At 61.8% G+C, this 16,376-nt stretch carries 14 protein-coding genes, 1 tRNA gene and 1 pseudogene; 8 read left to right on the top strand and 8 right to left on the bottom strand.

Features of this window, described 5'->3' with window-relative positions; genetic code table 11:
* Window positions 1-58: 58 nt before the first annotated feature.
* The gene (gene pyk / locus ACX5I6_RS16395; RefSeq protein WP_461841166.1) at window positions 59-1,549 is read left to right on the top strand and encodes a pyruvate kinase; all 1,491 of its coding nucleotides are present in this window, start codon (window positions 59-61) and stop codon (window positions 1,547-1,549) included.
* Between the two features lie 130 nt (window positions 1,550-1,679).
* On the opposite strand, the gene ACX5I6_RS16390 is transcribed toward pyk, so the two are convergent.
* A complete protein-coding gene (locus ACX5I6_RS16390; RefSeq protein ID WP_009358190.1) occupies window positions 1,680-2,285 on the bottom strand; it encodes an ANTAR domain-containing response regulator in 606 nt (201 codons plus the stop codon).
* Window positions 2,286-2,488: 203 nt separating this feature from the next.
* On the opposite strand from ACX5I6_RS16390, the gene ACX5I6_RS16385 reads away from it, so the two are divergent.
* Window positions 2,489-2,570 (top strand) — tRNA-Leu (locus ACX5I6_RS16385).
* Between the two features lie 544 nt (window positions 2,571-3,114).
* Here the strand turns inward: ACX5I6_RS16385 and ACX5I6_RS16380 are convergent.
* The 7 genes from ACX5I6_RS16380 to ACX5I6_RS16350 all read right to left on the bottom strand — a co-directional run bounded on the left by ACX5I6_RS16380 (window position 3,115) and on the right by ACX5I6_RS16350 (window position 10,074).
* Window positions 3,115-3,936, bottom strand: a complete 822-nt coding sequence (locus ACX5I6_RS16380) for a fumarylacetoacetate hydrolase family protein (protein ID WP_461841165.1) — start codon at window positions 3,934-3,936, stop codon at window positions 3,115-3,117.
* A 101-nt stretch (window positions 3,937-4,037) separates the two neighbouring features.
* Entirely contained in the window at window positions 4,038-4,955 is a 918-nt protein-coding gene (locus ACX5I6_RS16375) for an HpcH/HpaI aldolase/citrate lyase family protein (RefSeq protein ID WP_246857428.1), read from the bottom strand.
* Between the two features lie 20 nt (window positions 4,956-4,975).
* The gene (locus ACX5I6_RS16370; RefSeq protein ID WP_461841164.1) at window positions 4,976-5,284 is read right to left on the bottom strand and encodes a hypothetical protein; all 309 of its coding nucleotides are present in this window, start codon (window positions 5,282-5,284) and stop codon (window positions 4,976-4,978) included.
* Complete coding sequence (locus ACX5I6_RS16365; protein WP_461841163.1) at window positions 5,281-6,360, bottom strand: tartrate dehydrogenase; 1,080 nt, start codon at window positions 6,358-6,360, stop codon at window positions 5,281-5,283. The genes ACX5I6_RS16370 and ACX5I6_RS16365 overlap by 4 nt, the downstream gene beginning before the upstream one ends.
* Before the next feature lie 34 nt (window positions 6,361-6,394).
* Window positions 6,395-7,342 (bottom strand): phosphoglycerate dehydrogenase, encoded by a 948-nt coding sequence (locus ACX5I6_RS16360; RefSeq protein WP_461841162.1) that lies wholly within the window; start codon window positions 7,340-7,342, stop codon window positions 6,395-6,397.
* Between the two features lie 96 nt (window positions 7,343-7,438).
* Window positions 7,439-8,812: a cation:dicarboxylate symporter family transporter gene (locus tag ACX5I6_RS16355; protein WP_141181448.1), complete on the bottom strand. Its 1,374-nt coding sequence runs from the start codon at window positions 8,810-8,812 to the stop codon at window positions 7,439-7,441.
* A 95-nt stretch (window positions 8,813-8,907) separates the two neighbouring features.
* A complete protein-coding gene (locus ACX5I6_RS16350) occupies window positions 8,908-10,074 on the bottom strand; it encodes a mandelate racemase/muconate lactonizing enzyme family protein (protein WP_461841161.1) in 1,167 nt (388 codons plus the stop codon).
* 231 nt (window positions 10,075-10,305) lie between these two features.
* Between ACX5I6_RS16350 and ACX5I6_RS16345 the strand changes: the two genes are divergently transcribed.
* From ACX5I6_RS16345 to ACX5I6_RS16320, 6 genes and pseudogenes are all read left to right on the top strand, one after another.
* Window positions 10,306-11,004: a GntR family transcriptional regulator gene (locus ACX5I6_RS16345; RefSeq protein ID WP_141181450.1), complete on the top strand. Its 699-nt coding sequence runs from the start codon at window positions 10,306-10,308 to the stop codon at window positions 11,002-11,004.
* A gap of 376 nt (window positions 11,005-11,380) precedes the next feature.
* The gene (locus ACX5I6_RS16340) at window positions 11,381-11,587 is read left to right on the top strand and encodes a ribbon-helix-helix protein, CopG family (RefSeq protein ID WP_246857429.1); all 207 of its coding nucleotides are present in this window, start codon (window positions 11,381-11,383) and stop codon (window positions 11,585-11,587) included.
* Window positions 11,584-11,952 carry a type II toxin-antitoxin system death-on-curing family toxin gene (locus ACX5I6_RS16335; protein WP_461841160.1) on the top strand — a complete coding sequence of 123 codons (369 nt, stop codon included), beginning with the start codon at window positions 11,584-11,586 and terminating at the stop codon, window positions 11,950-11,952. Before ACX5I6_RS16340 ends, ACX5I6_RS16335 begins: the two co-directional genes overlap by 4 nt.
* Window positions 11,953-12,788: 836 nt before the next feature.
* A pseudogene (locus ACX5I6_RS16330) lies at window positions 12,789-13,181 on the top strand (mycothiol transferase); the annotation flags it as partial.
* 255 nt (window positions 13,182-13,436) lie between these two features.
* Complete coding sequence (locus tag ACX5I6_RS16325; RefSeq protein ID WP_461841159.1) at window positions 13,437-14,621, top strand: hypothetical protein; 1,185 nt, start codon at window positions 13,437-13,439, stop codon at window positions 14,619-14,621.
* Between the two features lie 494 nt (window positions 14,622-15,115).
* Window positions 15,116-15,598 (top strand): GNAT family N-acetyltransferase, encoded by a 483-nt coding sequence (locus tag ACX5I6_RS16320; RefSeq protein ID WP_461841158.1) that lies wholly within the window; start codon window positions 15,116-15,118, stop codon window positions 15,596-15,598.
* Window positions 15,599-16,376: the final 778 nt, after the last annotated feature.

The following is a 16,376-nucleotide window of genomic DNA, read 5'->3' as shown; positions in this document are numbered from 1 at the left end:
ATCGAGGGTTCACCTCGCCGACAACTTAACCAATGCAAGAGACCAATAGGGTAGGTATATGAGACGCGCAAAAATTGTGGCTACGTTTGGCCCGGCAATTGCCAGCTACGAGAACACCCTGGCTGTGCTGGAGGCCGGCGTTGACGTCGCCCGCATGAACATGAGCCACGGCGATTACACCGTGCACGACAACACCTACGAAAACGTCCGCAAGGCGGCAGCGGACCTGGGCAAGGCCGTGGCCATCATGGCCGACCTGCAGGGCCCCAAGATCCGCCTGGGCCGTTTCGTGGACGGCCCGCACGCACTCGCGGTAGGTGACATCTTCACCATCACCACCGAGGACGTCCCCGGCACCCAGGAGATCTGCTCCACCACCCTGAAGAGCCTCACCGAGGACGTCAAGGTGGGGGACGCTCTGCTGATCGACGACGGCAAGGTGGCCCTGCGCGCCATTGAGGTCGACGAGGTCAAGGTGGTTGCAGAGGTGACCGTCGGCGGCATGGTGTCCAACAACAAGGGAATCAACCTGCCCGGCGTGGCAGTCAACGTTCCCGCATTGAGCGAAAAGGATGAGGACGACCTCCGCTGGGCGATGCGCCGCGGCGTGGACCTGGTGGCCCTGTCCTTCGTCCGGGATGCGTCCGACATCACCCGCGTGCACGAGATCATGGATGAGGAAGGCCGCCGCGTGCCGGTCATCGCCAAGATCGAGAAGCCGCAGGCTGTCGAGCAGCTGCCGGAGATCATCGACGCGTTCGACGCGATCATGGTGGCCCGTGGCGACCTCGGCGTGGAGCTTCCCCTGGAGGAAGTGCCGATCGTGCAGAAGCGCGCCATCGAGCTCGCCCGGCGCTGGGCGAAGCCGGTCATCGTGGCCACCCAGGTGCTCGAGTCCATGATCGACAACCCGCGCCCGACCCGTGCCGAGGCCTCCGACTGCGCCAACGCCGTCCTCGACGGTGCCGACGCCGTCATGCTGTCCGGTGAGACCAGCGTGGGCAAGTACCCGATCGAAACGGTCAAGACCATGGCCCGGATCATCGAATCCACCGAGGTCCACGGCCTGGAGCGCGTCCCCCCGCTGGGGACCAAGCCCAAGACCCGTGGCGGCGCCATCACCCGTGCCGCCGTCGAAATCGCCGACCAGCTGGACGCCAAGTACATCTGTGCGTTCACCCAGTCCGGCGATTCCGCCCGGCGCCTGTCCCGCCTGCGGCCCATTAAGCCGGTCTTCGCGTTCACCCCGGTGGAGCAGGTCTGGAACCAGATGGCGCTCACCTGGGGCATCCAGCCGGTACTGGTGCAGATGGTGGACCACACGGACGCCATGACCGCGCAGGTGGACCGCAGCCTCGAGGAAATGGGCCTGGTGCAGGACGGTGACCTGGTGGTCATTGCTGCCGGGTCCCCTCCCGGAAAGGCCGGTTCCACCAACTCGCTGAAGGTGCACAAGGTAGGCGACCTGGCCGACTCCACCCGCGCCGGTGAAGTCAGCAGCAACAAGGAAAAGCTCGGCCCCTGGCCGGAAAAGAAGAAGAAGGCCTAGGCCTAGTCTTCGGACAAAGCAAAGGACCCCTGCCGGTTGGCAGGGGTCCTTTGCTTTGGTGCTGTGCGTTAGGGGACTTTACGCGTGGGGGCCGGGCCGTCGTCGTAATTCTCTGGGCCTTGCCGGAGCGCTAGTTGACCTGGTTGATGATGGTTTCGGCGACCTCACGCATGCTGAGGCGGCGGTCCATGGAGGTCTTCTGGATCCAGCGGAAGGCCTCCGGCTCCGTCAGGCCCATTTTCGTGGTCAGCAGGCTCTTGGCGCGTTCCACGAGCTTTCGAGTGGCGAACTGTTCCTGGAGGTCGGAAACCTCGCTCTCGAGGGCCTTGATTTCCTCGTGGCGGGAGAGGGCGATCTCCAGGGCCGGGATGAGGTCTGCGGGCGTGAACGGCTTCACCACATAGGCCATGGCGCCGGCGTCCCGGGCACGCTCCACCAGTTCCTTCTGGCTGAAGGCGGTCAGCAGCACCACAGGGGCGATGCGTGCCTTGACGATCTTCTCGGCCGCAGAAATGCCGTCCATGACGGGCATCTTGACGTCCATGAGGACCAGGTCCGGCTTCAGTTCCTCGGCGAGCTGGACGGCCTTCTCGCCGTTGTCCGCCTCGCCCACAACGTCATAGCCTTCGCCGCGCAGGATCTCGATGATGTCGAGGCGGATGAGTGTTTCATCCTCTGCCACAATGACGCGGCGCGCCGGCTGGGACGTGGGCTTGGACTCCGTCTGTTCAGTCACGGGATCTCCTTGAAAAGGTACGGCGGGACATCACTATCTTAGGTGCCACCGCGGCTGTACTTGGCTTGCAGGGTTTGTTTGCGGCGACGACGGCGCGATTCTGGAATTCAGCCTATCTGCATGTAGAGTAATTCCGCGTACGTGAAGCGATCGCGTTGCTCACAGTCAGCTGTGGGCGTAGCGTTTCGCTCCATGTATTCCGCGCCCGAGTGGCGGAATTGGCAGACGCGCCGCACTCAAAATGCGGTATCGAAAGGTGTGTGGGTTCGAGTCCCACCTCGGGCACGACGTATTCCCTCGTCAGAGGCGATTTTGCTTTGACGTGTTGACAAAGCTTGCGGTCGCGTCGTCTGACGGGTTGGGTCGCGGGCTGTCGCCTGGCCGCCGCGATGGCCTATTCAGGTGTGTGGGTGGCGGGCTCGGGACGCTGGCTGGTGGTCCTTCCGCCTGCTGAAGTGGGTTATATGGTTCCTCGTTCGGGTGCTGTCTGGTTGGGCGTGGTTGTCCAACACTCATTCATGGCTCAGGGGAGCGGGGACGACATGACTTCGGCGATCTCGCTATAGGGCGTCCCTGGGAGTCGGTCTTAGGGCGTGCGTGCGAGAGTCGTGCCCCGAGGTTTGTCCTGCCAAATTGGGTGTTGACAGTGTCCACACCTATGTCTGCTTTGTAAGTGTGGCCTTATGGTGCCGGCCGACGAATATCTAGGAAGCGCGGGGCACCTAACGTCCGTGCGTCAGCTCTGCCCCGGCATCTTCGTCAGAAAGAACTATCGACACCGGCTAAACATAGAACGCCGCACTTATCGGCAAATTCCACAGGGTATGCGTCAGGTGGTTTCTGCCCTGACGGTGTTTGTGATGCTGCCGACCCCTTCGATTGTCACGGTGACGGAGTCGCCGTCTTTGAGGAACAGTTGGGGGTCACGGCGGTATCCGACTCCGGCTGGTGTGCCGGTGAGGATGACGTCCCCTGGTTCCAGGGTGGTGAATTCGGAGATGGTGGCGATGAGTGTGGGGATGCTGAAGATCAGGTGGGAGAGATCCGATTTTTGGACGACTTCCCCGTTCAGGGTGGTGCTGATGCCGACCTTGCTGATGTCGGATTCTGCGGGTGTGACGATGTGCGGGCCGAGCGGGGTGGTGTTGTCCCAGATCTTGCCCTGCAGCCATTGGTGGGACTTGTTTTGGAAGTCGCGCATGGTGATGTCGTTGGAGACGCAGTAGCCAAGGATGTGGTCCATTGCGTTCTGTTCGACGATGCGGCGGCCTGTCTTGCCGATGATGACGGCGAGTTCGCCCTCGAAGTCGACCTGAGTGGACTCCGGGGGAAGGATGATGTCGTCGGCAGGTCCTATGAGGGTGGTTGTGTACTTGGGGAAGAGGACGGGAAAGGTGGCCGTGCTGGTGTCGTCGGCATGGTCTTTGTAGTTCAGGCCCACGCAGAGGATCTTGCCGGCGTTTGGTGACGCCGCGCGCAGGGTGACTTCGGATAGAGGAACCCGTAATTCCCTCAGGCGGGCGGCACTGGCAAGGAGATCGGCGGATGTTTCCGGTCCGATGTCTGTGAGCCCGGCCAGCGGGATGAGGTATTCGCCGTGAACTTCGCCAAGGTAGTTGTGACCCCTGTATCGGTAGTTTGCGTAGGCCATTCGTTCTCTCTTCAGATCTTGGTTGCTGATACGGCAGTGGGCGGACGTGCGAAGGGCGTTGTTGTGCGCCTTGGCCGCCCACGCGGGCGGCGGCGCGGGCGTTAATGTGCGGGCTGGACCCCGAAGGCTACGGCGAGCTTCATGATCTTCTCGGCGCGGCCCAGTCGGGGCAGGTCGGAGCCGTCACGGATCACGCGGCCGTTGGCCTCGAAGTCGTTCATGAAGTCGGTGGCCCACGCGACGTCGGACGGGGTGGGGCTGATGACCTCGTTGATCACCGGGGTCTGGTCAATGGCCAGGCACAGCTTGCCGGTCATGCCCATCATCACGGTGATGCCGGTCTGCTCGCGCAGGATGGGGTGGTTGGTGCCGACGGTGGGGCCGTCAATGGGGCCCGGCAAGTTGCCCACCCGGCTGGCGACGACCAGCTTGGCGCGCGGGTAGGCCATCGCTTCCGGGGTGGCGGCCATGCCGGTATCGCGGCGGAAGTCACCGGACCCGAACGCCAGCCGGAACGCACCCTGCGCCTTGGCAATGTTGTTGGCTTCCTCTATGCCGACCGCGGATTCCACCAACGGGATCACGGGGGTCTTGCCGTCCATGCGGTGGAAGCTCTCGGTCACCTGGTCAGCCGATTCGGTCTTGGCGAGCATGACACCGAGCAGGCCCGGGGTGCCGCGCAGGCCCGCGAGGTCATCGGCCCAGAACGGGCTGGTGGCGTCATTGATCCGGACCCAGGCCTGGCCGCCGGCGGTCAGCCAGTCGATCACGTTGCCGCGGGCCTGGTCCTTCTGCGACGGGTCCACCGCATCCTCAATATCCAGGATGATCGAATCGGCCCGGGACACTGCCGACTGGTCGAACAGCTCAGGCTTCATGGCATTGACCAACAGCCAGGAACGGGCGATCTCTGCGGGAATATTGCGTTCCGGGATGAAGCCCGGGAGCACACTGCTGAGCACTGGGGTGGAGTAGGAGGTGTCTTCGGTGCTTCGGGGCATGTAGGTGCGCTGCGTCATGGGTCTCCGTACTGGGTCAGTTATGTGATGGTGCTGTTGATGTCATCCGGTAGCAGATCCCGTCTTCGGCTTCTTCCGGGTGGGGCCCACACCTCGATCCCGTGCGCAGCTTCGTACATGGTGCGCGGTTGGGCCGCGTCGCCTGCGATCCAGAGCGCTGTGGAGTCTGCCATAGCGTCATCCACGGTTCCGGTGCGGATGAGTTGGCCGTGCTGGCGGATCTGGACGGTCGCTCCGATGAGCCGTCGCCAGTGGAGGTGCTGGCGGAGCATGATCCGCTCTTCGAAGGCGGGTGTGCGCCCGTTGCTGGGGCCGGTCGAGGGGGTCATGATGCGGTCAGGGCTGCGGCCACTGCTTTACCCAGTTCCTTGGTGGTGGCTTTTCCGCCCATGTCGGGTGTGAGGGCTTCGGGTCCGCGGGCAAGGACGGTTTCCATGGCGGTGGTGATGGCGGCCGCGGCTTCGGGTTCTCCCAGGTGGTCCAGCATCATTGCGGCGCACCAGATTTGGCCGATGGGGTTGGCGATGCCCTTGCCGGCGATGTCCGGCGCGGAGCCGTGGACGGGTTCGAAGAGGCTGGGGAATTTGCGTTCGGGGTTGATGTTTCCGCTGGGGGCGATGCCGATGGTCCCTGTGCAGGCCGGTCCGAGGTCGGAGAGGATGTCGCCGAAGAGGTTGCTGGCGACCACGACGTCGAACCAGTCAGGGTGCATGACGAAGTTAGCGGCCAGGATGTCGATGTGGTACTTGTCCACCTTCAGATCGGAGAAGCCTTTGGCCATTTCCTGCACACGTTCGTCCCAGTAGGGCATGGTGATGGCGATGCCGTTGCTTTTGGTGGCGGAGGTGAGGTGCTTCTTTGGCCGGCTTTGGGCGAGGTCGAAGGCGTATTTGAGGATGCGGTCCACGCCGGTGCGGGTCATGACGGTTTCCTGGACTACGGTTTCGCGGTCGGTGCCTTCGAAGATCTTTCCGCCGATGCTGGAGTATTCGCCTTCGGTGTTTTCCCGAACGACGTAAAAGTCGACGTCGCCCGGGGCGCGGCCGGCCAGGGGGCTGGGCACGCCGCGCAGGAGTTTGACCGGGCGGAGGCTGACGTACTGGTCGAAGTGGCGACGGAATTGCAGGAGGCTGCCCCACAAGGAGATGTGGTCGGGGACGACGTCGGGCCAGCCGACGGCGCCGAAGAAGATGGAATCGAACTGGTTTAGTTCCTCAAACCACCCGTCGGGGAGCATCTTGCCGTGCCGGGTGTAGTAGTCGGCGGAGGCATAGTCGAAGTGTTCGTATTGGAGGTTGAGGTCGAAGGCTGAGGCTGCGGCGTTCAGGACGCGCAGCCCTTCCGGTACGACCTCGGTGCCGATTCCGTCGCCTGGAATGACTGCGATGCGGTGGGATGTCGACATTCAAGGATCCTTCTTACTATTTGCTCGATGGGGGTTAGTGGTTGACCTGGTGTGCCGGTTGGCGGTGTTCGAGGACGTCGATGACGGCGTGTGCGGCTGCGAGTCCGGCCCGGGCACGGGCTTCAACGGTTTGTCCGGCGAGGTGGGAGGTGATGAGCACGTTGTCCAGGCCCCGGAGGGAACTGTCGTCGGGGAGGGGCTCGCTTTCGAGAACGTCCAAGGCAGCTGCGGCGATGGTGCCGTCGGACAGTGCTTTGGCCAGTGCGTCTTCATCTACGAGTGAGCCCCGCGCGGTGTTGATGAGCACGGCCGTGGGTTTCATTGCTTGCAGCCGGGATGCACTGATGAGCTGTCCGGTGGCGCGGCCTCCGCGGGTGTGCAGGGAGAGGTAGTCGGATTCCTGAATGACCGTGTCGAGGTCGGTAAACCGGGCCGCAGAGTTCCGGGGGTCTGGGTGGGCGGTGCTGACGAGGATATTCATGCCGAGGGCAGCGCCCAGCGTCGCGGTGGCGCGTCCGCTGGGGCCGTAGCCGATGATGCCGAGGGTGGAGCCGCGCAGTTCGTGGCCGGCTTCACGCGGCCAGCCGCCCTCGCGAACGGCGGTGGTGACCTCCAGGAGGCGGCGTGCGGTCATGATAATCAGCCCGATGGTCAGTTCGGCGACGGAGTGGTGGTTTGTTCCGGGGGCGTTGCAGACCTTGATTCCGCCGGCGGAAGCGGCCTGGATGTCGATGGAGTCGAAGCCGACGCCACTGCGGGCGATGACTTTGAGGGAGGACGCATCAGCGAGCATGTCGGCGGTAACGGGTTCACTGGCGAGGATGGCTCCGGAGATGCCGTCGAACAGTGAGCGACGTTCCTCAAGGGACCGTGAGCCTCTGGACGGTGCGTAGACGGGTTCCAAGCCACGGTCGCGCAGGAGGTGATCGACGGCATCTCCGGCGTGCAGGTAGTCGGTAGTGATGAGTATGCGCCGGGCCATGGTGTGGTGTTCCTCGTCGGTATAGCGGTGGGCTGGTGCTGGGTGAAGTGCACACGGGTCAGGGCCGCCCCGGGAGAGAGGCGGCCCTGACAGGGTTTAGTGGGCGTCGACCGTCTCGGTCTCGACGTGGTCGGCCGTCCTTGCCGGGAGTTCGTTCTTCTTTCGACCCGATGCGTGTATCACGTTGCGGGCCTGTGCCAGGTCGAAGTCTTTCTCCCATTTGCCGACGACGACTGTTGCCAGCACGTTGCCGATGACGTTGATGAAGACGCGGCCTTCGTTCAGGAGGCGGTCAACGCCGACGATGAGGGCGAGGGCGGCGGTGGGGATCGCACTGACGGCTCCCAGGGAGCCGGCGAGCACAATGAAGGCACCGCCGGCGACGCCGGCTGTTCCCTTGCTGGAGATCATCATGATGCCGACCATGGCCAGCTGCTGTTCCCAGGAGAGGTGGATCCCGACGGCTTGGGCCAGGAAGACGGACGCCATGGTCAGGTAGATCGCGGATCCGTCGAGATTGAAAGAGAACGCGGACGGGATGACGATGCCGACGGTCGGCTTGCCGACGCCCATGTTTTCGAGCTTCTTCATCACCTGCGGGAGCACGGCCTCGCTGGAGCATGTTGCCAGGGCGATCAGGAGCTCGTCTTTGAAGTAGCGCATGACGGTGAAGATGTTCAGGCCGCAGGTCCGGGCGATGATGCCCAAGACGACGAGGACGTACACGATGCACGTGGCGGTGAAGAGCAGGATCAGGAAGCCGAGCTGCTGAAGGCTGGTGGCCCCGTACTTGGCCACCGTAGCGGCGAGGGCGCCGAAGGTTCCGATGGGTGCCAGGCGCATGAGCCAGCCAACGATCCGAAACACGACGGTGGACAGGGCGCGGATGCCGCCGGTGAGCAGGACACCGGATTCGCCCGAGAGGTTCAGTGCTGCGCCGAAGACAATGGAGACCAGGAGGGCGGCCGGGATGGCGCTGCTGGTGAGGGCGCCGAAGAATGACGTGGGGATCAGGCTGTTGACGAACTCGATGCCGTCAAAGCTCTTGCCGGCGCCGGGGATCTTGTCGGCGTTCAGTTTGGAGACGTCGATGTTCATGCCCTCGCCGGGGTGGAAGATGTTGGCGACAAGCAGGCCGATGAGCATCGAGATAAGGGAGAGGACGATGAAGTAACCGAGGGCCTTGATGCCGATTCGTCCTGCTTTCCGGAGGCTGTCCATGGACGCAACGCCGAGGGTGACGACGCAGAAGACGACCGGGATGATGATCATCTTGACCAGGGCGATGAACCAGTCGCTGAGCGGGGTCAGCTGCGAGCCGACCTGCGGGATGAACATGCCTACGAGGATGCCGAGGACTCCTCCGAGGAGTACCTGGAACCAGAGTTCACGGATCAGACGCCCGAACCGGGACGACTGCTTGGGCGGGTGCGGGGAATGCTGGTGGTCCTGCACAGTGTGGGAAGACATCTTGGGTGCTCCTTTGCACGTCAGACAGAGAAGTTAGGGGTGGTTGCCTGGTCCCGGGCAGTTCTGCTGCCCGGGACCAGGCAGGTGTGGGTGGTTTACTCGTGCAGGCCGCGCAGGACCTTGTAGAACTCGGCCTTGCCTTCCAGGCCAATGCCGGGCAGGTCGCCGGGGGCTACGCGGCTGTTGACGACGACTGCGTCGTCGGTGAATCCACCGGTGGGCTGGAATTCGCCGGGGTAGGACTCGTTGCCGCCGAGCTTGAGGGCTGCGGCGATGTGCAGTGAGAACTGGTGTCCGCCGTGCGGGATGCAGCGGCGGGAGGACCAACCGTGCTGGGCCAGCATGTCCTGGATCCGGCGGTATTCGGTGAGGCCGTAGCTCAACGCCGGGTCGACCTGGATGAAGTCACGGTCCGGGCGCATGCCGCCGTAGCGGACCAGGTTCCGTGCGTCCTGGAGGGAGAACAGGTTCTCACCGGTCGCGATGGGGTTCCTGTAGTGCTCGGAGAGGGTGGCGTTCAGGGCGTAGTCCAGCGGGTCGCCGACTTCTTCGTACCAAAACAGTCCGTACTTATCGATGGCTTTTCCGTATTCCAGGGCGGTATCCAGGTCGAACTTACCGTTGACGTCCACCATCAGGCGGGACGCGTCGCCGTCCAGGACTTCGATGACGGCTTCGATGCGGCGAAGGTCCTCGGCCAGGTCGGCGCCGCCGATCTTCATCTTGACGATGTTGTAGCCCTGGGCCAGGAAGCCGCGCATTTCGTTCTGCAAGTCTTCAAGGGTCTTGCCGGGGGCGTAGTAGCCGCCGGCGGCGTAGACGAAGACGTCCTTGTCCGGATTGCCGTCACCGTAGTGGTCCGAGATCCACCGGTACAAGGGGACACCGGCGATCTTTGCGGCTAGGTCGTGCAGCGCCATGTCGGCCACGCCGACGGCGACCGACCGTTCGCCGTGGCCACCGGGCTTTTCGTTGGACATCATGATGTCCCACGCCTTCTCAGGTGACAGTTCGCCCTTCTCATCCATGAGGTCCTTGGCAGGAGCATCCAGCAGGCGCGGCAAGATGCGGTCCTGCAGGATGCCCGTAGCGTTGTAGCGGCCGTTGGAGTTAAAGCCGTAGCCGACCAGCGGCTTGCCGTCAACGAACACATCGGAGACGAGCGCGATGATTGTGCAGTCCATCTTGGTGAAGTCAATGAACGCGTTCCGGATGGAGGAACTGATGGGGATGGTGCCTACGTGGGCGGAAACGATTTTCATCTTTGAATCTCTCTTGGTCGGATCTTATTTCTTATAAGATGGATGCTCGCGCCATGGCACTGCCGCGTATCCGGCAGGTGGGGTATGCAAATATCTTATAAGACGTTGATTCGAGGCTAGCGGGCCGTGACCCGGAGCACAAGCCCGGCGACGAGATTTCTTATAAGATGTTGATTGGAGGGCTACACTTAGCGGGACGGGGGCAACGCTCCCACAGATTTGGAGCGGCAGATGAGTACCAACGTCTTTTCGAGCAAAGGCAGCCTGGCGTACAGCGAATTGCGTCAGATGATCCTCTCCGGCGCCTTAGCCCCCGGCTCGCGCATCTCTCAATACGAGTTGGCCGAAAACATGCAGATGAGCATCACCCCCCTGCGTGAAGCCATCCGCCGGCTCTCGAGTGAGGGCCTGATCACGATGGACACCCACCGCGACTCCAAGGTGGCTGACATGAGCGCCGCCGAAGCCCGCGAACTGCTGGAAGTACGCCTCTCCCTGGAGCCGTCCGCAACGGAACTGGCCGCCTACCGCCGGACCGACGCTGACATTGCCATCATCCGGTCGGCCGCCGAAAAACTACTCCCCGTCACGCGCGTGTGGGGCGAAGACGCCATCATCGCTCATCGCGACTTCCACCGCGCCGTCTACACGGCTTCTCACAACGCAACCCTGATCAAGCTCCTGGATGACCTCTGGGACAAGTCCGACCGCTACCGGCGCATCGGCCTGGAGCTGCCTTCCGGTGACGAGCCCCGCACCATCGACCTGAACCAGCACCACCAAATCCTTGAACTCGTCACCGCGGGAGACGGTCCCGGCGCGGCAGAACTCGCTCGCACCCACATCGCAAACAGCCTCACAGCATCGGTGACAGGTGCGTTGGAGGAGCGGGAGAACGAATCCCCGTCCGACCTTGAGAGAACCGCCTAAAACCGCGCCGGCTTTTTGGGTCCAGCTCCCCATTCGCAGCGTCATCTGCGCGACATTTAGTGTCGTGAAAATGCCGCCATATAGCGCCGCGAGTCACAATGTTGGACGCGCGAGGGCAACGGCGATTCTTGTAACTATGTCTCATAACTTCGTAGCCCAAATCTGGTACTCATCCTTAGTTATGAGACAGGTGAGCGGGCGTCGGTTTGAGGGTGTTGGAACGAGGTCGGAAGGAAACACACTTTTGGTTTCGGCAGCGTAGCGCCTGGAAAACAACAGAGCCTTCCAAGACACCTCGATCCTGCTCGGGTGGGTCTGGTCTAATTAGCGGCGCGCGCCCGGGCAAGGGCGGGTACCGTTTTGGTACCATGAAGGCATGGCTATGAATCTCCGTGTCCCTGAAGACCTCGATCGACGGCTGGAGAAGTTGGCTGCCGAGGAGCACACGTCCAAGTCCGCGCTTTTGTTGCAGGGCGCAGAGTTGGTTCTGCAGCGCCACGCGCGCCGGCGTGAAATCAGCGCAGGGCTTGATTTTGTGATGAGTCATGACGCTGAGTTGCTGAAGCGCCTTGAGGACGCGTGACGGCGTACCTGGGCATTGAGGATGCAGTTCAGGTAGTTGATCGGTATGGCTTCCATATCCGTGATGTGGGGTTGTTGGCCTCGGCATTGGCCAGGCCGGCTACGACTGTCATGGGCGTGGAGGCGTATCCGGAACTTGCGGTGAAGGCGGCAGCCTTGTTGGAGTCGGTCGCCCGGTTCCATCCACTCATTGATGGGAACAGACGGACGGCGTGGACGCTCATGGTGCTGCTGCTGTGGATCAATGGTTACCGGCATGGCTTCACCACGGATGAGGGCTTCGACCTCGTGGTCGGAGTCGCCGCGGGCACTGTCGACCTGGTGGACTCTGCCGCCGAGATTTCCAGGCATCTGGTGCCCCGGTAGTCCTCCGGCGCCCCCGAAGGGAGTGTGGACATTGTCCACACTTTTCGTCTCGTACTGAGCCAAACAGCCTTCGGTTTGGCCAGGATTCCGCATGTTTTCGCGGGTTCCCAGGGTTTTCAAGGGACGTCAGACAGTTCGAGTCCCACCTCGGGCACGACGTATTCCCTCGTCAGGGGCGATTTTGCTTTGACGTGTGTACAAAGCCTGCGGTCGCGTCGTCTGACGGGTTAGGTCGCGGGGCTTTGGCCTGGCTGCCGCGGAGCCTATTCAGGTGCGTGGGTGGCGGGTTCAAGTCCCTGGCTGGTGGGCCTTCCGCCTACTGTGGCTGGGTTACGGTTCCTCGTTCCGGTTGTGTCGGGTTGGTCGGGGGTGGCCAACACCAGTTCATGGTCCTGGCTTGCGGGCACAACATGACTTCGTCGAGTTGGGGGCGCATGTTCTTGGAGGGCTCCACGAAGACGCCCGGGAGTCGTATGAGCTCGGTTTGTCCTGCCAAAGGGGGTGTGGACACTGTCCACATTTATGTCTTTTTATTTGATGGTCGTGAGTACTTGATTCTGATATCTGCTGGGCCACAAACCTTTCGGTAACGCTGCAGGAAAGATTCTTGGACCACAGCCTGACTGCAATTGGGGTGGTCTGCGGTGATGAATGGCAGTGCTCCAGGCCACCTAAAGGTCGTCTTGGGATGTCACGAGGCGGGTGTAAGAAGCAGTCAGGCCAGCTTGCGTCTGCTGCTCGCTAGTGCCGTATCCCTAGGGATACGGCACACAGCAGCGTGTAGCGTTCAGTTCATGCCAATCCATTAAAGTGAAAGAGGGGCACAGCTTCGTGAGTATTTGAACGATGCCCGTGAAGCAATCTTGTGGAAATGTGAGGGCTTGAGTGATGCCCAGGCGCGTACTCCCCTGACTCCGACAGGCACCCATGTCATGGGCCTACTGCTCCACCTGGCCGTCACCGAAGCCCAATACTTCATCTCATGTGTTGGACGGGAAATTGAGAACCGCGTTATCAGGGGCGTTATCGAAGCCGACGACGCTCAGGCAGACTTCCACCCGCCGCCGAACATTACGCTGGTCGATGCAGTTGAGATTTATCGGGAAACAACCGTCGCGGCCGACGCAATACTCGACGAATTGAAGCTGGATTCACCTGCCGTGGTGCCGTGGTGGGTAAAGCATCGGCATTGCGGACGCGACGCAAGTCATTTGGCGGCTGGCCCATAACGACAAAAAGCAATCACAGAACGCCGCCACCTATCGGGAAACTTCACATCCTTTTTCTTCGTCGTCCCAATTTTCCGGGGCAGGACGCTGCGCCCAGTCAGGCGAGCGATCGAGCCCGGAATTCGCGATTCAAGCTGTTCTTGAAACCCTTCGTTTTCAAGAATCAATTACGCGGATTCTTAACTTCGAAATATTTGGCTTGGCCGCCTTTTGACTCCAGATGCGAGCGTAGACGATGCTTCATCAATGGGATGGATGGATGGGGCACTCAACGGAATGGTGTCGCGGCTATTGATGGCCGGCTACGCGGACTTTGAGGCACTGTGCTTGGCGCAAGCTGCGTACCTCAAAGAACACAAGCGGGTATCCGGCGTTCCGCCGACCGTTCTACAACGAAGCCAGGTAACGGCAGCGGTGAATAACGCACTTCAAATACTCGGGCGCTATGCAATGGGGGTAGAAGCTCACCGTCAGCGAATCCTTTTATGGGAAAGGGTTTTTGGTGCTGGATCTTGGCACGAGCCCATCGCCAATGACCTGATCGATAGCTCCATCGCTGACCAACCGAAGCAGCCGGTCGGTGCGTTAGACGAACCAACGGAAGTCTTCATTCAAGATGAAGTGAGCATTGAGAGTGAGGAGCACAACGACAACGATTCTGACTACGACGAAAGTCTAGAAATCATGCGTGGTGCGCTCCGCTACTTCGACGGAAGCGACCCAAATTTTTCAGGAGACCAACACATTGCTGCTGCTACTCTCTTCGACGGGCGAGGCGAGGACCAGCAGATTTGGCATGGGTTTCTCCTAACAAGCAAAGGCAAGATCGGCTTCTTTGAAGACGCGGACGCGCTGGCAGAGAACGTAGAAGATGGCAGTCCAGTTGTCCGTGATCTTGGAGACCTTCGGACTTGCTCCATCTACATGCCGAATCAAGCCGTAACGAGGAAGGATTTTAGTCAACTCCGTTTCCTTGGAGAATCCAAGGACTTCCAGTTCATTATGGGCTTCGGCCCGGAACATGATCTGATGCGGATCACCCTCCACTACGCAGCCTTTCCCGCACATCTTCGGCCGGAAATAGGAGAAGCGGCGCAGGGTTTCCTCTACGTTCTGCAGAAGGCACTAGCACTGCGCGCGGCGATCGACGGGTCTTTCACCTCAGGCGGGCGCTACTCAAGATATTTTGCCGGCGCGGTCCGATACTTCGGCGCTCCAACAGATTTTGATGAGGATCAGATCATGGTTCCGGCCACCCTCAATGAAATCCAAGGCGACGAAGGAAGAATTGGCCAGGATTCCTTATCAGCTTCGCCGGCTTTGCCCTACTCGCGGGGCTTATGGCCATCCCGTTCACCGGCGGAGCGATCCTCTTCTTCACGGTTCTCCTGGCGGTCCCGCTCCTCGTCGTCATGGGCATGGGCCTCTCCCGGGAGATGAAAGCCGAGCCCGCGCCGACGTATCCGGGCATCTGACAACGCGGAAGGCCCCGGTCCGCGTAAAAAAAGACCGGGCCTTTCTGTTGCCCCAGAAGGCTTCAGTGAGCTTCTCTGCCTCGAGCCGCTTGATGTGCCGCTCCTCGAGCTCAATGTCTTCCATGAGGTCCTCCCGGTGGCCCATGAATCCACCGTGTCGGTAGAGATGCTGCATGTACGACAGACGGCCTCGCGCCGCCTCAAAGCCCAGTTCGAAGGGTCCTCCCCGCTTGTCACAGCGTGCGTTCGGCTCTCCGTACTCTCGCTGCTCCTGCTCGGTCCGGATAGGCCCGACTGTGCCCTCGACCTCCACGACGCCCACAGCAACAGGTGGCTTCTGTCGAGGTCGGCCCTCGATCCGGGGGCGGATCATCGCCTCCGTGAAGTCGATCTCGTCCCGAAGCGGTCGACGCCACCGCATTACTGAACACAGCCCTCGGGGACAGCTTCACCGCCGACGTGCTGCGGACCATGCGGTCCGAGGAATCCATCCTGGTCCGCGCCGAGTCCGACGGACGCCTGCTCGGGGCAGCCACCGCGCACGTCCTGGATGATGCTGCCAAGGCCAGGCTCGCTGCCAGGTTCCGCACCACGGACTACCCGGAGACAGGCTTTGCGGACCTGCGGGTCGGTGAGCTGAAAGCCTCCGCCGTTGCACCTCATGCCCGCCGGCGTGGCATCGGCACCGCCCTGGTCGAAGCACGGATGGACTTTCTCCGGGACGCGGGCTGCAGCATCGTCAGCGTCGCGTCCTGGATCAACCCGGATCCGAAGAGCTCATCACTGGGGCTCCTGGCCCGGTACGGGTTCGAACCGATCGTGCGGATCCGCGGCTACTGGTCCAAGGGCTCCTTCACCGAGTACCCGTGCCCGGACTGCGGCCTGGTCTGCCTCTGCTCGGCGATGATCATGATCAAGGATCTGCGACAGGAGCAGGGCTGAGGCCAGGGGACGTAACTGGCCCGGCTGGTGATGAACACCTCGGACTCCGGCACCCACCCGCTCCACGCATCACCGGCGGGAACCAATCCGAGCCGGCGCAGCAGCTCTGCGAAGGTGTCGGTCGCGCTTTCGGCGGAGACGGCCCACGCACGGTCATGCCGCTGGGCGAGGATGTCCACGAAATAGCCCTCAATGGTGCCCTGGACGATGGTGGCGTGGACGTCGGTGACCTCGGTTCGGGGAACGTGGAGCTTCCCATCTCATGGACTCGCCATAGAAGGCGTCGGGTGCCCGGTGAACCCAGTCAGGCCCTGGCGCCTCTTCAGCGCTCATCACCAGGGTCATGATCTCCGCTTCGTGGTTGACCAGCTCGTACGATCGCCCGGACCAGGTGCCGTAGACGCCCGTCAGCTCCAGGCCAGTCAAATCCCACATCCGTTGTCCTCAAACCAGGATGGGGTGCATCGGATTCCCGATTGGCTCCAGGAAGAACGGGACCATCACCCCACGTACGTGGTCCTGCTATCTGAATCCTAGGGCCTACCAGACGCGACGTGCATACAAGCCCCTGCGCATCTCACAGGTTGGCCACTATTCGCCCGTTTTCCTTAGGTCCTGTAAGGGCCATCATTGATGGTGCCGGATTCGCGGATCGGAGAAGACCATGCTGCAAATCCTGATGTGCAAACTGAATATTCGGCACGACTGGCATGTCGAGCACGCCCACGACGGCCGTCTATACAGGCGCTGCCGGCGGTGCGGCAAAGACGACGATGAA

It is taken from the genome of Arthrobacter sp. MMS24-T111 (assembly GCF_054888995.1).
This window is presented reverse-complemented; position numbering and strand designations above follow the sequence as displayed.

What these genes read in the sequence shown, in the direction of transcription:
- pyk (WP_461841166.1), top strand. Translation starts at nt 59, where the DNA reads ATGAGACGCGCAAAAATTGTGGCTACGTTTGGCCCGGCAATTGCCAGC.
- ACX5I6_RS16380 (WP_461841165.1), bottom strand. Translation starts at nt 3,936, where the DNA reads ATGGCCTACGCAAACTACCGATACAGGGGTCACAACTACCTTGGCGAA.
- ACX5I6_RS16375 (WP_246857428.1), bottom strand. Translation starts at nt 4,955, where the DNA reads ATGACGCAGCGCACCTACATGCCCCGAAGCACCGAAGACACCTCCTAC.
- ACX5I6_RS16370 (WP_461841164.1), bottom strand. Translation starts at nt 5,284, where the DNA reads ATGACCCCCTCGACCGGCCCCAGCAACGGGCGCACACCCGCCTTCGAA.
- ACX5I6_RS16365 (WP_461841163.1), bottom strand. Translation starts at nt 6,360, where the DNA reads ATGTCGACATCCCACCGCATCGCAGTCATTCCAGGCGACGGAATCGGC.
- ACX5I6_RS16360 (WP_461841162.1), bottom strand. Translation starts at nt 7,342, where the DNA reads ATGGCCCGGCGCATACTCATCACTACCGACTACCTGCACGCCGGAGAT.
- ACX5I6_RS16355 (WP_141181448.1), bottom strand. Translation starts at nt 8,812, where the DNA reads ATGTCTTCCCACACTGTGCAGGACCACCAGCATTCCCCGCACCCGCCC.
- ACX5I6_RS16350 (WP_461841161.1), bottom strand. Translation starts at nt 10,074, where the DNA reads ATGAAAATCGTTTCCGCCCACGTAGGCACCATCCCCATCAGTTCCTCC.
- ACX5I6_RS16345 (WP_141181450.1), top strand. Translation starts at nt 10,306, where the DNA reads ATGAGTACCAACGTCTTTTCGAGCAAAGGCAGCCTGGCGTACAGCGAA.
- ACX5I6_RS16340 (WP_246857429.1), top strand. Translation starts at nt 11,381, where the DNA reads ATGGCTATGAATCTCCGTGTCCCTGAAGACCTCGATCGACGGCTGGAG.
- ACX5I6_RS16325 (WP_461841159.1), top strand. Translation starts at nt 13,437, where the DNA reads ATGGATGGGGCACTCAACGGAATGGTGTCGCGGCTATTGATGGCCGGC.